Below are 15,051 nucleotides of genomic sequence, written 5' to 3' on the forward strand. Positions count from 1 at the left end.
AACGCCATAATCCGAGCCTGTCAGGCATGAAGCGCCGCCACAATGCGCTTTGTCAAAGATTTGATTTGCGCAGGTCGTCGATGAGTTCGCGTAAAGCGAGAAAGGATTGGGCGTGGAAATTTTCAAGGCGGATGTGGTAATTGTAGGAGGAGGCGGCGCCGGTTTGCGCGCGGCTATCGCTGTAGCAGAGACAGATCCTTCGCTGAAGATCGCGCTTGTCTCCAAAGTGTATCCGATGCGTAGCCACACGGTGGCCGCTGAAGGCGGTGCGGCGGGCGTAAAGAAACCAACCGATAGTTTCGAGTATCACTTCCACGACACCGTGGGCGGTGGCGACTGGCTGTGCGAACAGGATGTCGTCGAATACTTCGTCAAGCAGGCGCCGGTTGAACTGACCCAGCTCGAACATTGGGGCTGTCCATGGAGCCGGACGGAAGACGGCCATGTCAATGTGCGCGCTTTTGGCGGCATGAAGATCGAGCGTACATGGTTCGCGGCCGACAAGTCGGGATTCCATATTCTGCATACCCTGTTCCAGACCTCGATCAAGTATCCCTCGATCAAGCGCTTCGACGAGCACTTCTGCGTCGATCTCGTCGAAGAAGATGGCCGTTGTCAGGGTGTTGTTGCCATCGAGATGTCGACCGGCGAATTCAGCCTGATTGAAGCCAAGTCCGTGATTATCGCCACCGGCGGAGCGGGGCGCGTCTTCCGCGAAAGCACACTCGGCGGCATCGTCACTGGCGACGGGATGGCCCTGGCCTATCGCCATGGCGTCGCTTTGCGCGACATGGAATTCGTGCAGTATCACCCGACCTGCATGCCGGTTACGGGCTTGCTCTTTACCGAGGCCTGTCGCGGCGAAGGCGGCTTTCTGGTCAACAAGGACGGCTACCGCTACTTGCAGGATTACGGTCTCGGCCCGTTGCCGGACAAGCCAAAGAACAAGTATATGGAACTCGGTCCGCGCGACCGCCTCAGCCAGGCCTTCTTTTTTGAACAGCAGAAAGGCCGAACAATCGAGCATCCGACTCTCGGCTCGGTGGTTCATCTTGACTTGCGTCATCTCGGCGAAGCGTATTTGCACGAACGCCTGCCACTGATTTACGAAATGGCCGAGACTTTCATGGGGCTTGACCCCGCCAAGGAACCGATCCCGGTGCGCCCCGGAGTGCATTACACCATGGGCGGCATCAAGGTCGACGGCAACTGCGCCGCATCGCTCAAGGGCCTTTACGCGATTGGCGAATGCGCGAGCGTTGGCCTTCACGGCGCCAACCGTCTGGGTTCGAATTCCCTCACCGAACTGCTCGTCTTTGGCAAGGTGGCCGGTGTTGACGCTGCCAGAAACGCGAAGTCGGCCGCGCCCGGGAATTCGGCAAGCCTGCTCAAACAGGCACAGGCGGTGGAACAACGTGTCACTGCGCTGAAGACCAAATCGAGCGGAACCGAAAGGATTTCCGTGATCCGCAAGGAAATGGCACAAACCATGGAAGATGGTTGCGGCATCTACCGCGTAGAGAAGACCATGCAGGCCACTTGCGACAAGCTTGCCGAATTGCGCGAGCGCTTCAAGAATATCAACATCGATGACAAGTCCACCGTCTGGAATACAGACTGGCTGACGGCGATCGAGCTGGACTACCAGCTTGACGTAGCACTGTCCATGGCCCATTCGGCGATCAACCGCAAGGAATCGCGTGGCGCACACCAGCGTCTCGACGGCTACGAAGAGCGTGACGACGTTAACTTCCTGAAACATTCTGAAGCCTACTACGTTGCCGGTAGCGCACCGCGTATTGCCTTGGGTGACGTGAAGATCACGACGTCCCAACCGGCGGCGCGAGTGTATGGCGCTGCGGGTGAAAAGGCAGACCAGGAAAGGAAAGAATCCCATGTCTGAGAACCAGAAAATCATTGAAATCGAGGTTCTGCGCTACAACCCGGAGAGCGACCAGGAACCTCATCTGGAGGTTTACAAAGTCCCGTTTTCCGACGACATGTCCGTTTTGCAGGGTGCGCAGTACATCAAGGACACTTTTGACGGTTCGCTGACTTTCCGCTGGTCGTGCCGGATGGCCATCTGCGGCAGTTGCGGCATGATGATCAATGGCATACCCAAACTGTCGTGCGAGACCTTCCTGCGCGACTATTATCCAAACCGGATTCGTATCGAAGCGCTGGCCCACTTCCCGATCGAAAAGGATCTGGTGGTCGATTTGGGCGGATTCATCGAGAAACTCGAGAGCATTCAGCCCTATATCATTCCGAAAGAGCCGCGCTCGCTCGAACAGGGCGAATACCTCCAGTCACCCAAACAGTTCAACGACTATATCCAGTTCACTTCCTGTATCAATTGCACCTTGTGCTATGCCGCCTGTCCGCAGTTTGGCCTCAATCCGGATTTCATTGGCCCGGCTGCGATTGCCCTGCTGCATCGCTACAACATGGACTCGCGCGATGGCGCCGCTGAAGAACGGATGGAGCTGGTTGCTTCCGAGGAAGGGGTCTTCAATTGCAGTGCGGTGGGTTATTGCTCGGAAGTCTGTCCGAAACACGTTGATCCGGCCAACGCCGTCAATATCAACAAAGCGAACGCAGCGAAAGACTACTTCCTGCGCTTCCTGTCTCCGAAAGGGGGTTCAAAGTGAGCAAGCGTCGTCCCTATGTCCGTCCAATGGACGGTTGGTGGAAGAAAAACCCCTATTTCGTAGAGTACATGGTGCACGAAAGCACGGCCTTGTTCGTGGCTGCCTACGCTTTTACCCTGTTGGTAGGCCTGATTCGCCTGGGTCAAGGCGAAGCCGCCTGGAACGGCTGGCTGGAAGCGATGAGAACTCCCTTGTCGCTGATCGCTCACCTGGCGTTTCTGGTGGCTATCCTGTACCACATGTATACCTGGTTCAAGATCATGCCCATCACGATGCCGCCAATTATCGTTGGCGGAAAGAAGGTCGGGCCTGGAGTAATTACCGGTAGCGGACTGCTGGCAGCCCTCGCGGCCAGCTTGGTGCTGCTGGGTCTGGTTTGGAGGCTGGCACTATGAAATCTGGACTGAAGCGTTCCAATGCTCCGATCTTCTGGAGCCTGTTTGGTGCTGGCGGGATGTTCTCGGCCCTTTTCGGACCGGTGCTGGTGTTTATTACCGGAATCGCTGTTCCGCTGGGATTCATGCTCCCGGCAGACACGATGAGCTATCCGAAAATGCTGGCCTTTGCGCAAAACCTCATTGGCAAGGGCTTCATCCTGGCGGTCATTTCCCTGTTTCTGTGGTTTGCTGCGCACCGCATTTTTCACTCCCTGCATGAGGTGGGAATTCATGCCGGAATCGGCGCAAAACTGCTCTGCTACGGATCCGCCTTCCTCGCCACGGTAATTTCTGCTGTCGTTCTGCTCGGCCTGGGTTTTTAGTTCCGCCCGGACTCGGATAGGTTCCGAAGGGTAGTCCCCAGGCAATCGCAGTGAGCGCTCGTCATCTCCAACATCCTGTGCGCTTACAGGTGTTGGAGCTTGAGCCTCCTGCCCATCCGCTGTCATCATTGATCCAGCCAAATCCGACGGTTTGGCGGCGTAAGTGCGTTGTGCCTTACAGAATGACCACCGATGAAACTTCGTAACAGCAACATCCAGAAACTGGACAAGAGCGTTTACGATGTTCTGATCATCGGTGGCGGGATAAATGGCGCGGTGGCGGCGGCAGCGCTTTCCGGCAAGGGTGCCAAAGTCGCTTTGATCGAGCAGCGCGACTTCGCCGGCTTCACCAGTCAGCAGTCCAGCAACCTCGCCTGGGGCGGAATCAAGTATCTTGAAAATCATGATTACGGGCTGGTCCGAAAACTCTGTCTGAGCCGCAATCATCTGATCGAAAACTATCCGTCCAGGGTCAAGGAGATTCGGTTTTATTCCACGGTGGAAAAGGGATGCCGTTTTCATCCCCTGTTCCTGTGGCTGGGCACCTGGGTGTATTGGTTCTTTGGCAGCGGCTTCACCCAGATTCCCCGTTGGCTGTCCCGGGACACCGTCAATGCGGAAGAGCCGGTCATCGCTACCGGTAACTTTTACGGCGGCTTCGAATACTCGGATGCCTACCTGCACGACAACGATTCGCGTTTCGTATTCCAGTTCGTTCGTACGGCCATGGACCGCGGCTGCATCGCGGCCAACTATCTGGAATCGCTCGGCGCGAGTCGGGTGCAGGATTGCTGGCTGACACAGGCTCGGGATGTGCTGTCGGGAGAGATTCTGGAGATTCGTTCGAAGGTTCTGATCAATGCGGCCGGACCGTTCGTTGACGTGCACAACAGACTCACCGGAGAACGTACCGAACACCGCCACGTGTTTTCAAAAGGCATCCATCTGATCGTTCCCCGGATCACGCTCAACCCCAGAATTCTGACCTTCTTTGCCGATGACGGCCGCCTGTTCTTTGTCATTCCCATGGGCGTGCGAACCTGTATTGGCACCACCGATACCCGGGTGGATTCGCCCTTTGTCGAAGTTACCGAAGAAGACCGCAATTTCGTGCTGGGCAACATCAACAAGCGATTGAATCTTGTACAGCCTCTGACGAAAGCCGACATCATTTCCGAGCGTTGCGGCGTACGGCCACTGGTGGCGAAATCGGAAATGTCGGATGAATCCGGAGGCGACTGGTTGCAGTTGTCGCGCAAGCACGAAATCGACATTGACGCAAAGCAGGCACATATCAGCGTCTTCGGCGGCAAGCTGACCGACTGCGTCAATGTCGGCGACGAAATCTCTGAAATCGTTTCCGGCATGGGGATCAATTTGCCGCATCCTGAGTACAAATGGTACGGCGAACCCCACCCCTCGGTGCGCGAAGAGTACATCCATCAAGCCCGGCTGATGAATCTCGACAGCTACACGTCTCCAGAGGCCATCGAAAGCCTGAGCAGCCGATTGTGGCGCCGCTACGATCAACAGGCATTCGAGTTGCTCGCCGAAATTCGCGAAGATCCGCGCCAGGCTGAAATCCTGATCAAGGGAACGGATTACATTCGATGCGAGATCAGGCTGGCCAAGCATCAGGAGATGATCATCAAGCTTGAGGATTTCCTGCGCCGACGCTCGAAGATTGCGTTGGTTGTGAAACACGCAGATATCCAGCAGGCGGAGGGGCTTATGGAAGCCTGTGAAATTCTTTTTGGCGACCAGGCCAGGGAAAAATACGACGAGTATTTTCAGGAACGATCAGAATAGGGCCACCCGTTTGCCGGACATGAATATCGCGGAGAAAAGTATATGAACACGAAATTCGTATTGGCTCTCGATCAAGGCACGACAAGCTCGCGCGCGATACTCTTCGACAAAACCGGCAAGAGCATTGGCAGCGCACAAAGGGAGTTCACGCAAATCTATCCACAAGCCGGCTGGGTGGAACACGACCCCATGGAAATCTGGGACAGCCAGCTCGGCGTGGCGCGTGAAGTCCTCGAAAAGACGGGCATATCTCCGGGCGATGTGGCTGCAATTGGCATCACCAATCAGCGCGAGACCAGCATCGTCTGGGAAAAAGCCACCGGCAAACCGATTTGCAATGCAATCGTCTGGCAATGTCGCCGCACCGCCAGCATCTGTGATGAGCTGAAAGCCAGAGGGCTGGAATCGTACATTCGCGAGAGCACCGGTCTGGTTGTAGATGCCTATTTTTCGGCGACCAAGGTGAAATGGATTCTCGATCACGTCGAAGGCAGTCGCGAGCGTGCCAGGAACGGTGAATTGCTGTTCGGCAGTGTCGATTCATGGCTGATCTGGAATCTGACCGGCGGGAAGGTCCATGTCACCGACTACACCAATGCTTCGAGGACCATGCTGTTCAATATCAAGGCGCTGAAGTGGGACCGGAAGATGCTCGACGAAATGGACATCCCGGCTTGTATGCTGCCCGAAGTCAAACCCTCCAGTTGCGTCTACGGGCATGCCGATCCGCAAATCTTCGACGGTATCTCGATTCCAATTGCCGGCGTTGCCGGTGACCAGCACGCCGCCCTGTTCGGGCAGGCCTGTTACAGCGACGGCATGGCCAAAAACACCTATGGCACAGGCTGCTTCGTGCTGATGAACACCGGCGCCAAGCCGGTGCCCTCGCACCATGGCTTGTTAACCACCATCGCCTGGGGCGTCGATGGCAAGGTCGAATACGCGCTTGAAGGCAGTATTTTCGTCGCCGGAGCAGCGGTGCAATGGCTGCGAGACGAGTTGAAGCTGATCGAAAATGCCGCTCAATCCGAAGAACTGGCGATGGCCGTTCCCGACAGCAACGGCGTCTACGTGGTACCGGCCTTCGTCGGGCTGGGCGCCCCGTTCTGGGACATGTATGCCCGGGGCATCATTGTCGGCCTGACGCGCGGGGCAAACCGGAATCACATCGTTCGCGCCGTGCTCGAATCGATCGCCTACCAGACGCGCGACGTGATTCAGGCCATGGAGGAAGATTCCGGAATCAAGCTGAGAACCCTCAAGGTGGACGGTGGTGCAGTATCCAACGACTTCCTCATGCAATTCCAGTCCGACATGCTGGGAGTACCGGTGGAGCGCCCGGTGTTCACCGAAACAACGGCCATGGGTGCCGCTTTCCTGGCTGGTCTGGCCGTCGGCTTCTGGACGGACAGAACGGAAATCGCCACCAGATTGGAAATCGATCGCCGCTTCGCGCCGGCCATGCCGGTGGAGCTCCGCGAGAAAAAGTACAGAGGCTGGAAGAAAGCCGTCGAGCGCTCTCGATCCTGGGAAGACGCTGAAGCCCAGGATTAGCGCCAGGCTTCAACTCGTTCACCGCGCTGCTCGTGGAACAATCCTCAAGCCAATACTGACAGAATTGTAATCTGCACGTCAGGTGATTGTTGGGTACGCCGGGTCAAACTATCCAAAGTCTTAAACAAGGAGCCGCCGATGAAACCTCAACTGAGAATGACCGTATTTCTGTCGCTGTTTGCTTCAAGCGTCTGGGCTGCACCGACCCTGCCGGCCGTGCAGGTGTACAAGAGTCCTCAGTGCGGGTGCTGTGAAAAATGGGTCGATCACATGAAGTCAGCCGGCTTCAAAGTCATCGCCCACGATACCAACACGGTGGCCGAGCATAAAACTCGCCTGGGCGTGCCACTGGCAATGGGTTCGTGCCATACAGCCGAAGTCGGCGGGTACTTTGTCGAAGGCCACGTGCCTGCTGGCGATGTCAAGAAACTCCTTGCTGAAAAGCCACAGGCCAAGGGGCTGGGCGTCCCCGGCATGCCCGCAAGCTCGCCGGGAATGGATGACGGCAGCAAAACTCCTTACGAAGTGCTTCTCGTCGGAAAGGATGGCAGCACGACGACGTTTGCTCGCCATTGACCTTTAATCCAAGCACGACCAACGAAAGGAAGACCATGAACGTTCGACCAAGCAAACTGATGAAACTCATACTGGCATCCACGATCGCGGCTCCCATCGCATTGTTTGCCGCCGAAACGGCACAAAACACGCCAAACCAGATCATGGAAAAAATGCAGGTACGCATGCGGGCCATGCAGCAAATCAACGACCCACAGGCGCGCATGTCGATGATGATGGCGCAAATGCAGGATATGCAAGAGATACAGGGCATGATGATGGGGATGAAATCCGGCTGCCCGATGGCTGATGGAAATCATGGCATGGGCGGGCCGGGAATGATGGGCGGCAACATGCATGGCCATATGGACTCCGGAGCTGCCAAGACGATGCCCGGCGACTCAACCAAGTAGTCGCAAAAAACCGCTTCGCGCGTTTATCAAGTCAATAAAACCTTCAGCGTAAGTTCAGCATTGGAAGGAGGCTTACCATGTTCGATTGGTTGAAAAGACTCTGCGAGGATTTCATGGCCTGGCTTCAGCGCAATGCAGAAGCCCATGCCAAATCGAAGCCAGGCACCTGCTGTTCGGCGACATGCCAGCCGTCCCGAACCTCACCCCGGACGACGTGGCACATATCACGGCATACATCCGCGCCCAGCAACGCCGGGTAGGCATCCAGTAGAAATCAGCCTTGTGAAACTCCGCGAGCGGGCCGGATAGTCGTGCCAGCTATTTGCACGAGGAATTGTGTTCATGAAATATCACCCATCTTTCGTTCTCGCGATTCCTGACCTGCCGCGCCGGCGATTCGTACAAGGACTGGCCGCCGGAGGCGTGCTGCTCGGGGCGTCGGCATGGTCGAGTCGGGGGTGGGCACAAAATGCCGACGCAGATGGCGGCCTGCCTGGCGTACCCATTCTGCGTGGCACCGAATTTGATCTGGTGGTGGCGAACACACCGGTCAATTTCACCGGCAATTCGGGAATGGCCACCGCCATCAACGGGTCGATACCGGCGCCGACGTTGCACTGGCGCGAAGGCGAGACGGTCACCCTGAGGGTCACCAACAAACTGCCCGTGTCGACCTCGATTCATTGGCACGGGATCATCCTGCCCTACCAGATGGACGGCGTTCCCGGAATCAGCTTCGCCGGCATTGCGCCGGGGGAAACCTTCACCTACCGCTTCAAGGTCGGGCAAAGCGGCACCTACTGGTATCACTCGCATTCGGCGTTTCAGGAAATCACCGGCATGTACGGGGCCATCGTCGTCGAGCCGGCGCGCGGCGAAACCATCCGGGCGGATCGTGATCACACGGTCGTCCTGTCGGACTGGACCGATGAAGATCCCATGCGCGTGTTCTCCAAGCTCAAGGTGCAAAGCGATTACTACAACTACAACCAGCCGACGGCCATGGACTTCTTCCGGGACGCCTCGCGCGACGGCCTCAAGTCGGCGACCGACGCGCGCCGGATGTGGAACGAAATGCGCATGAGCCCCACCGATCTGGCGGACTTGTCGGCAAATGCCCTGACCTTTCTGATGAATGGGAGAACACCCGCAGGCAACTGGACTGGCGTGTTTCGTCCGGGCGAGCGGGTGCGTTTGCGTTTCATCAACGGCGCCGGCAACACGTTCTACGATGTGCGTATTCCTGGCCTGAAACTGAGCGTGGTTCAGGCGGATGGCGTGAACATCCACCCGGTCGCGGTGGACGAGTTCCGTTTCGGCCCGGGCGAGACTTACGATGTTCTGGTTGAGCCCAAGGACGATGCCTATACCATCTTCGCCCAGTCCATGGATCGCAGCGGATACGCCAGAGGCACGCTGGCAAGCGGGGCCGGCCTGCAAGCAGAGGTACCCGAACTGGACAAACCGAAATGGTTGTCGATGACCGACATGATGGGTGCCATGGGGGGTGCCATGGGGGGTGGCATGGCCGGCATGGATCATGGCGGCATGGCGATGGATCACAGCCAGCACGCGATGCCCGGCACGGCGGCAGTCAACCCTCTGGCCGCGCCAAGTAAGCAGGCTCGCCATGCCCGCACTGAATACGGGCCAAGCACCGACATGCGCGTGGATATGGCACGAACCAATCTGGACGATCCGGGTATCGGCCTGCGCAACAACGGCCGCCGCGTTCTGACGCTGGCCGACTTGCACACGGTCGGTGGGCCGCTCGATCCGCGCGGTGCGGAGCGGGAAGTCGAACTGCATCTGACGGGCAACATGGAACGCTATACGTGGTCTTTCGACGGGCTCGAATTCGGTCAATCGACACCGGTACATTTTCGCCATGGCGAGCGGGTACGCGTCATTCTTCATAACGACACCATGATGACCCACCCGATGCATATGCACGGCATGTGGAGCGAACTTGAAACCCCCGAAGGAAAATTCCAGGCGAGGCGGCACACCATCCCGGTGCAACCGGCGCAGCGCATCAGTTTCCTTGTCAACGCTGACGCCCTGGGCCGCTGGGCCTGGCACTGTCACCTGCTATTCCACATGGATGCCGGCATGTTCCGCGAAGTGCTGGTGGCCTGAGACATCGACTTGGACAAAGGAATAGAAGCATGACCCGGCGAAGAAGATTGCGAGCAAATCGACTGGCGTTGGCGTTTGTTTTGGTGCTGACGGCAAGCTTTTGCCTGGCGCCGCTGCCTGTCTTGGCGCAAAGCGGGATGACCACGGACACAGATCACGCTCACCATCACAGCGGTGCAATGAAAGCCGCACCCGAAGCACAGAACGCGACCATTCAGCCGTCGATGCCAGGCATGGACCATAGCAAGATGGACCATGGCAGCACGCATTCAAACGCATCCACCATGCCTGCGGATTCGCCATCCGCGATGAACCACGCTGGCACTGACGGCGGCCAACCCGGCGAGAATGCTGGTGAAGCCGAAATGGCTGGCATGGATCACGGCGACATGCACATGCAGGATGGCCCGGCACCCGCCGATGCCCGCGATCCCCATGCCTATTCCGATGGCTATGTTCTGGACAGCGGGATCTACGCTATGCCGGGGACCCGGCAGCTCAGATTGGCCGACGAACACAGCTTCGGCTCAGTGCTGTTCGACCGCCTGGAGCGGGTCGGCAACCAGGACGTCAATGCAACGTCCTACGATGCCCAGGCCTGGTTCGGTCGCGACTACAACCGGCTGGTGATCAAGGCCGAGGGCGAGGTGTCAAAAGGCAAACTTCAGGATGCCCGCACGGAACTGTTGTGGGGCCATGCCATCGCGCCTTACTGGGACACGCAACTGGGAGCACGCTACGACAGTGGCACCGGTCCCGATCGAAGCTGGCTGGCTTTTGGCTTTCAGGGGCTGGCACCTTACTGGTTTGAGACGAGCGCCACTGCCTACGTTGGCGGCAGTGGAAGGACGGCGCTGCGTCTGGAAGCGGAATATGAAATTCTGTTGACGCAGAAGCTGATTCTGCAACCACATGTCGAAGTCAATCTGTATGGAAAGGACGACGACGCACGCGAAATCGGCAGCGGGTTATCCACCGGCGTGGCGGGCTTACGCCTGCGCTATGAAATCAACCGCCAGTTCGCGCCCTACATCGGCGTCGAACGAGCCAGCAAATATGGAAAGACGGCGGACATGGCTCGTGCATCCGGCGAGTCGACTGCAGAGACCCTCTGGGTCGCCGGTGTGCGCTTCTGGTTTTGATTGCCGTTGCCCACGGGCATCACTCTGCCTGGCACGCACCAACGTCCCGCCCCGACCCAAGCCGAAGTTCGCGATATGGGAAAGCGGACGCTCAGGAACGTAGAAGTCACCGGTGCTGCGCGGCTTTATCGCGCAGCGTCCGTGTGGACTGCCGGGTTAGCCGTTTTTTAGCGCGCTGCTTTGAAAGGTACTGAACATCACCGCGAACCCAAGCTAAATGAAGAGAAATGCCGGAACGAACACCGACCGACACGATGGAATCTTCTGACGCTGCACTGCCACCGAGAAGTGAAACAAAAGCCGCGTAATCTTGAAACCACTCGCTGGTTTGGCTGAACGAGTGAACAAGCATTACCGCGTGGGCTGCGCCAAAGCGTTTCGCTTCAATGACGGCAGACGTTGCGCGGTGTAAAAGTTGATACCGCAAGGCATCGGGAACGGAAGACTGAATGCCAAGTTGCTCGCAAAGGAAGTTGAGCCGCTCTGACTTTCCCGGGCTGGCCTCTGTGCGCCACTCCTGAACAGTGGGGCCGAAGGGTTCCGAGACTTTGCCTTCAACCGCAATTGAAACGATTTTGCCCTCTGAGCGAGCCAAAACCCAGATGTCGTTTTGTGATGGACGCGAGCCGCCTGGCAACGGCACCTGATGCTCGGGCAAAGCTAGAAGTAACTCGATGTCTGGGAATTGGTCGGCCAAAACTGCTTGAACCTCAACAGGAAAGCCGCTTGCTTCTTGCCATGAGTAAGCAAGGGTTCGGGCAGAATAGCCCTGCCGCCAGTGCTTTACGGGATCGGCAAGGAACTGCGCCCATTGTTCTGCGCTTGCCGCTGGAATGTAGATTTTGCTCATTGTGCTGTCCTCCGCTTCCAGTCAATAGGAACTCTCAATGCGTGGCCTGGCTTTGCCAAAACCCCGCGCTGCGGAACAATTGTGTCACCTCGGCATGGATTGGCGCGCCCTCGATCTCCGTTACAAGTTGATCGCCAACCTTGCGACACTCTATGCATGTTGGTTCCTGTTCATCCCACACTACCAGCACCGTACAACGTGGATTCCCCAGCCAACTGAAAAAATAGGCGACGCCCTCCTCAACGCTCTCGTACCAGAATTCCTCAAACTCGACGCCTGTAATCTGTGTCTCCCGAAACATCTCAGCCCAAGTTCTGATTGGAACAAGATGAGCGCTCCCTTCGACAGGCGCTGGCGGAAACGTGCCGTTTGCCTCCACGTCTTGAGCTTCAATCTTCATATTGAATGGGATACGGCCTTCGATGGCTAACGAATAGCGTTTATCTGCCGACGCGGGCGAGGAAGAAGAGAGCGCGGAGTCATCTCGGCGGATAAACCTTGTTGGACTGAACCGCCGGGAGGGCGGTGGTTATGGGGATTGTAAGGAAGGCGCCGGGGAAGTCAATCGTTTGGCATAGGGGTTGGCCGGGAAATATCCCGAGTACGGCAGAGCAAGAGGGCCAGACTCGCCGAATTCCGGGCATCCGGTTCGGCGTGTTGTCCGCCACGGGCGAGAACGGCACGCGAGCGCGCAGGCCCCACTGGAAGCGATCTTTCCATCGCTTCGAGAAGTGCTGAGGTGTGCGCTACCTGTCCAGCTCACGGTGGCCCCCTGGGCGAAGGAAGGTAGGCCGGTAGGCCAGGCTCACGCAAGAGCACCGCCGACACGCGAAACTGTCCGACACCGCAATGCGGACAGCGCGCCGCTTCGATGCGCGCCACCCGGCGCAGGAACTCGTCCACCGATTCGATAACTTCGGGGTGTGGCGGCGGCACATCGAGCGCCGCCCGTGCCGCCGCCAGACAGCGCTTCTTTCGGGCGGCAGAGAGCAGACCATAGTGCCGGATACGCTTGAAGCCGGTCGGCAGAACGTGTTGCAAGAAGCGCCGGATGAATTCAGTGCCTGGCAAGCGGACGACCCGCTTTTGCCCGGATTCGGGATCGCCGCGCACCCGAAAGCGTACGTCGTTGCCGTCGATACCGACGATCCGCTCATTAGAGATCGCCACCCGGTGCGTGTAGCGGCCCAGATAGTCCAGCACCGCCTCGGGGCCACCGAGCGGCGCTTTCGCATAGACCACCCAGTCGTGGGCATACAGCGCGCGCTTGACGCACGGCCAGTCGACATTCGCCTGGACCGATTCCGACCATCGCCCGCTGATTCGCAAGCCCTCCAGAGCGGCGACGAACTTGCCGCGAAACACCTTCGAGAGCGCCTTCACCGGAAACAGGAAGCCGGACGTCGGACGTACCCACTCCCCGGTGGTCGTCAGCGCCCCACCGGCGACTAGCGCATGGACATGCACATGCCGCTCCAGATCCTGCTTCCAGGTATGGAGCACCAGCGAGAACGCCGGGACGCCACCCAGATGACGTGGGTTGGCGGCAAACGCGTTGAGCGTACCCGAGGCGGCGCCAAACAGCGTCTCGTACAGGGTTCGCGGCGCGGCCGCGATCAGCGGATTGAGATCGTGCGGTAACGTGAAGACGAGATGGAAATACGGCACCGGCAGGACTTCGCGGCGTCGTGCGGCGATCCAGACCTCCTTGGCCCGGGTCTGGCATTGTGGGCAATGCCGGTTGCGGCACGAGTGATAGACGTGCCGGCTCCTCCCGCAGCCATCGCAGGTGTCGATATGCCCGCCGAGCGCGGCAGTACGGCAAGCGAGAATGGCGCGCCAGACGCGGGCCGCCCCGCGCGGCAGCGATCGGGTGGCCAGATAGGCGGGGCCGAAGGCGTTGATCACCTCGGCCAGGCCGGCTCGACTCACACGCGCCGGTCAGTGCAGGGGGAGCAGTTCGAGCGGGGACGGGGTGCCGGTCAATCGGCCTTGCGCCAGATGCAGGTAGCGCATGGTGGTCGAAATGTGACCATGCCCGAGCAGGCGCTGGATGCTGTGCAGATCGACACCGGCCTCCAGCAGGTGGGTGGCGAAGGAATGACGCAAGGTGTGGATGCCGGCGGTGTTGGCGAGTCCGGCGGCATCGCAGGCGGCCCGGTACATGCGTTGGGCGGTCTGGACGAACAGGGGGCCGTCGCCGGCCCGGTTGGGAAAGACCCAGCGCCGGGGCCGATAGGTGCGCCAGTACAGGCGCAGCGATTCGAGCAGGTGCGGCGAGAGGATCGTATAGCGGTCCTTGCCGCCCTTGCCCTGGCGCACCTTGATGCAGCTCCGGTCGGGGGCCGATTCAATGTCCGGGAGTTCCAGCGCGCAGACTTCGGAGAGGCGCAATCCGGCGGCGTAAACCGTCTCCAACAGCGTACGGTCACGCAGCGTCCGGCACTGGGCGAAGAGGCGAACAATCTCGTCGCGCGCGAGGACTCGCGGTAGCCGCTTGGGTACCTTGGACATCGGAATGTCAAACCTCGCCGCTTCTCGCCCGAGGACGGTGCCAAACAGAAATCGGAAGGCACAGGCCGCCTGATTGACGCTGGCGTACGCCAGCTTCTTCTCGGTGATCAGGTGCAACAGGTAGGCCTGGATTGCCTTGGCATCCAGTTGATCCGGCGGCGGCCGATAGTGTTTGGCCAGCCCAAGCACACAGGCGATATACGATTCACGCGTGCGGTCGGCAAGGCCGCGCAACACCATGGCGTCGTTCATCCGTTGGCGCAATTCAGTCATGTCGCTCTCCTCTCTTTCGGGAACATTCCCGATGACGAGGATGGCACCGCACGTTATTTGCGTCGCTTCACCGAACACACTCTCGCCGCCACAGAACCCAAAAACACAACGCGGTGGTGACTCGCGCCACCACCGCGTCAGCGGTTTAGTTCAACTACAAGGGCTTCCCCAAACAATGCAAGCGGTTTTCTGATTTTCAGTTCATTGCTTTTTCCTGATCTGGTTTCGGTTCGACTGCGTGTGTCTGACAAGAAGATGGCGGACTGCGAAACTACAACCGGTCATCCCCCAGGGGGACTTCCTCCGGGGCGTGTTGAGCTCATTGGCTCGGACCCTGATGAAAGACGCGCGCCGGGGCCTCAATCGTTAGTCGGGAATGACTTCTTCCCCT

The 15,051-nt window shown here is 58.6% G+C and carries 14 protein-coding genes; 11 read left to right on the plus strand and 3 right to left on the minus strand.

Translation table 11 applies throughout. From position 1 onward, the window contains the following. Positions 1-112 precede the first annotated feature (112 nt). From frdA to PROAA_RS01650, 10 genes are all read left to right on the plus strand, one after another. Positions 113-1,903: a fumarate reductase (quinol) flavoprotein subunit gene (gene frdA, locus PROAA_RS01605; protein ID WP_186409638.1), complete on the plus strand. Its 1,791-nt coding sequence runs from the start codon at positions 113-115 to the stop codon at positions 1,901-1,903. Next, entirely contained in the window at positions 1,896-2,651 is a 756-nt protein-coding gene (locus PROAA_RS01610; RefSeq protein ID WP_186409639.1) for a succinate dehydrogenase/fumarate reductase iron-sulfur subunit, read from the plus strand. The genes frdA and PROAA_RS01610 overlap by 8 nt, the downstream gene beginning before the upstream one ends. Further along, positions 2,648-3,046 carry a fumarate reductase subunit C gene (locus tag PROAA_RS01615; RefSeq protein ID WP_186409640.1) on the plus strand — a complete coding sequence of 133 codons (399 nt, stop codon included), beginning with the start codon at positions 2,648-2,650 and terminating at the stop codon, positions 3,044-3,046. Before PROAA_RS01610 ends, PROAA_RS01615 begins: the two co-directional genes overlap by 4 nt. Further along, positions 3,043-3,411 carry a fumarate reductase subunit FrdD gene (gene frdD, locus PROAA_RS01620; protein WP_186409641.1) on the plus strand — a complete coding sequence of 123 codons (369 nt, stop codon included), beginning with the start codon at positions 3,043-3,045 and terminating at the stop codon, positions 3,409-3,411. Before PROAA_RS01615 ends, frdD begins: the two co-directional genes overlap by 4 nt. Positions 3,412-3,603: 192 nt before the next feature. Then, positions 3,604-5,220 (plus strand): glycerol-3-phosphate dehydrogenase/oxidase, encoded by a 1,617-nt coding sequence (locus PROAA_RS01625; RefSeq protein WP_186409642.1) that lies wholly within the window; start codon positions 3,604-3,606, stop codon positions 5,218-5,220. 42 nt (positions 5,221-5,262) lie between these two features. Beyond that, complete coding sequence (glpK, locus tag PROAA_RS01630) at positions 5,263-6,774, plus strand: glycerol kinase GlpK (RefSeq protein ID WP_186409643.1); 1,512 nt, start codon at positions 5,263-5,265, stop codon at positions 6,772-6,774. A gap of 138 nt (positions 6,775-6,912) precedes the next feature. Then, entirely contained in the window at positions 6,913-7,350 is a 438-nt protein-coding gene (locus PROAA_RS01635; RefSeq protein ID WP_186409644.1) for a DUF411 domain-containing protein, read from the plus strand. Positions 7,351-7,409: 59 nt separating this feature from the next. After that, positions 7,410-7,742 (plus strand): hypothetical protein, encoded by a 333-nt coding sequence (locus PROAA_RS01640; RefSeq protein WP_222102042.1) that lies wholly within the window; start codon positions 7,410-7,412, stop codon positions 7,740-7,742. A 342-nt stretch (positions 7,743-8,084) separates the two neighbouring features. Beyond that, positions 8,085-9,881, plus strand: coding sequence for a copper resistance system multicopper oxidase (locus PROAA_RS01645; RefSeq protein WP_186409646.1), 1,797 nt, complete (start codon positions 8,085-8,087; stop codon positions 9,879-9,881). A gap of 29 nt (positions 9,882-9,910) precedes the next feature. After that, positions 9,911-11,023 (plus strand): copper resistance protein B, encoded by a 1,113-nt coding sequence (locus PROAA_RS01650; RefSeq protein WP_245664114.1) that lies wholly within the window; start codon positions 9,911-9,913, stop codon positions 11,021-11,023. 106 nt (positions 11,024-11,129) lie between these two features. On the opposite strand, the gene PROAA_RS01655 is transcribed toward PROAA_RS01650, so the two are convergent. Next, a complete protein-coding gene (locus tag PROAA_RS01655; protein WP_186409647.1) occupies positions 11,130-11,873 on the minus strand; it encodes a DUF6946 family protein in 744 nt (247 codons plus the stop codon). A 37-nt stretch (positions 11,874-11,910) separates the two neighbouring features. Between PROAA_RS01655 and PROAA_RS01660 the strand changes: the two genes are divergently transcribed. After that, the gene (locus PROAA_RS01660) at positions 11,911-12,303 is read left to right on the plus strand and encodes a hypothetical protein (protein ID WP_186409648.1); all 393 of its coding nucleotides are present in this window, start codon (positions 11,911-11,913) and stop codon (positions 12,301-12,303) included. A gap of 329 nt (positions 12,304-12,632) precedes the next feature. Here the strand turns inward: PROAA_RS01660 and PROAA_RS01665 are convergent, their stop codons facing one another. Both PROAA_RS01665 and PROAA_RS01670 read right to left on the minus strand, forming a co-directional pair. Further along, a complete protein-coding gene (locus PROAA_RS01665; protein WP_186409649.1) occupies positions 12,633-13,805 on the minus strand; it encodes an IS91 family transposase in 1,173 nt (390 codons plus the stop codon). Positions 13,806-13,814: 9 nt separating this feature from the next. Beyond that, positions 13,815-14,660, minus strand: a complete 846-nt coding sequence (locus PROAA_RS01670) for a tyrosine-type recombinase/integrase (protein WP_186409650.1) — start codon at positions 14,658-14,660, stop codon at positions 13,815-13,817. Between the last annotated feature and the right edge of the window lie 391 nt (positions 14,661-15,051).

The sequence above is a fragment of the Candidatus Propionivibrio aalborgensis genome, assembly GCF_900089945.1.
GTDB lineage: Bacteria > Pseudomonadota > Gammaproteobacteria > Burkholderiales > Rhodocyclaceae > Propionivibrio > Propionivibrio aalborgensis.

Excerpts from the sequence above, each read along its gene's own strand:
- PROAA_RS01655 (WP_186409647.1), bottom strand. The coding sequence starts at position 11,873 with ATGAGCAAAATCTACATTCCAGCGGCAAGCGCAGAACAATGGGCGCAG.
- PROAA_RS01650 (WP_245664114.1), top strand. The coding sequence starts at position 9,911 with ATGACCCGGCGAAGAAGATTGCGAGCAAATCGACTGGCGTTGGCGTTT.
- frdD (WP_186409641.1), top strand. The coding sequence starts at position 3,043 with ATGAAATCTGGACTGAAGCGTTCCAATGCTCCGATCTTCTGGAGCCTG.
- PROAA_RS01670 (WP_186409650.1), bottom strand. The coding sequence starts at position 14,660 with ATGACTGAATTGCGCCAACGGATGAACGACGCCATGGTGTTGCGCGGC.
- PROAA_RS01625 (WP_186409642.1), top strand. The coding sequence starts at position 3,604 with ATGAAACTTCGTAACAGCAACATCCAGAAACTGGACAAGAGCGTTTAC.
- PROAA_RS01660 (WP_186409648.1), top strand. The coding sequence starts at position 11,911 with ATGCGTGGCCTGGCTTTGCCAAAACCCCGCGCTGCGGAACAATTGTGT.
- PROAA_RS01635 (WP_186409644.1), top strand. The coding sequence starts at position 6,913 with ATGAAACCTCAACTGAGAATGACCGTATTTCTGTCGCTGTTTGCTTCA.
- glpK (WP_186409643.1), top strand. The coding sequence starts at position 5,263 with ATGAACACGAAATTCGTATTGGCTCTCGATCAAGGCACGACAAGCTCG.
- PROAA_RS01640 (WP_222102042.1), top strand. The coding sequence starts at position 7,410 with ATGAAACTCATACTGGCATCCACGATCGCGGCTCCCATCGCATTGTTT.
- PROAA_RS01610 (WP_186409639.1), top strand. The coding sequence starts at position 1,896 with ATGTCTGAGAACCAGAAAATCATTGAAATCGAGGTTCTGCGCTACAAC.
- PROAA_RS01645 (WP_186409646.1), top strand. The coding sequence starts at position 8,085 with ATGAAATATCACCCATCTTTCGTTCTCGCGATTCCTGACCTGCCGCGC.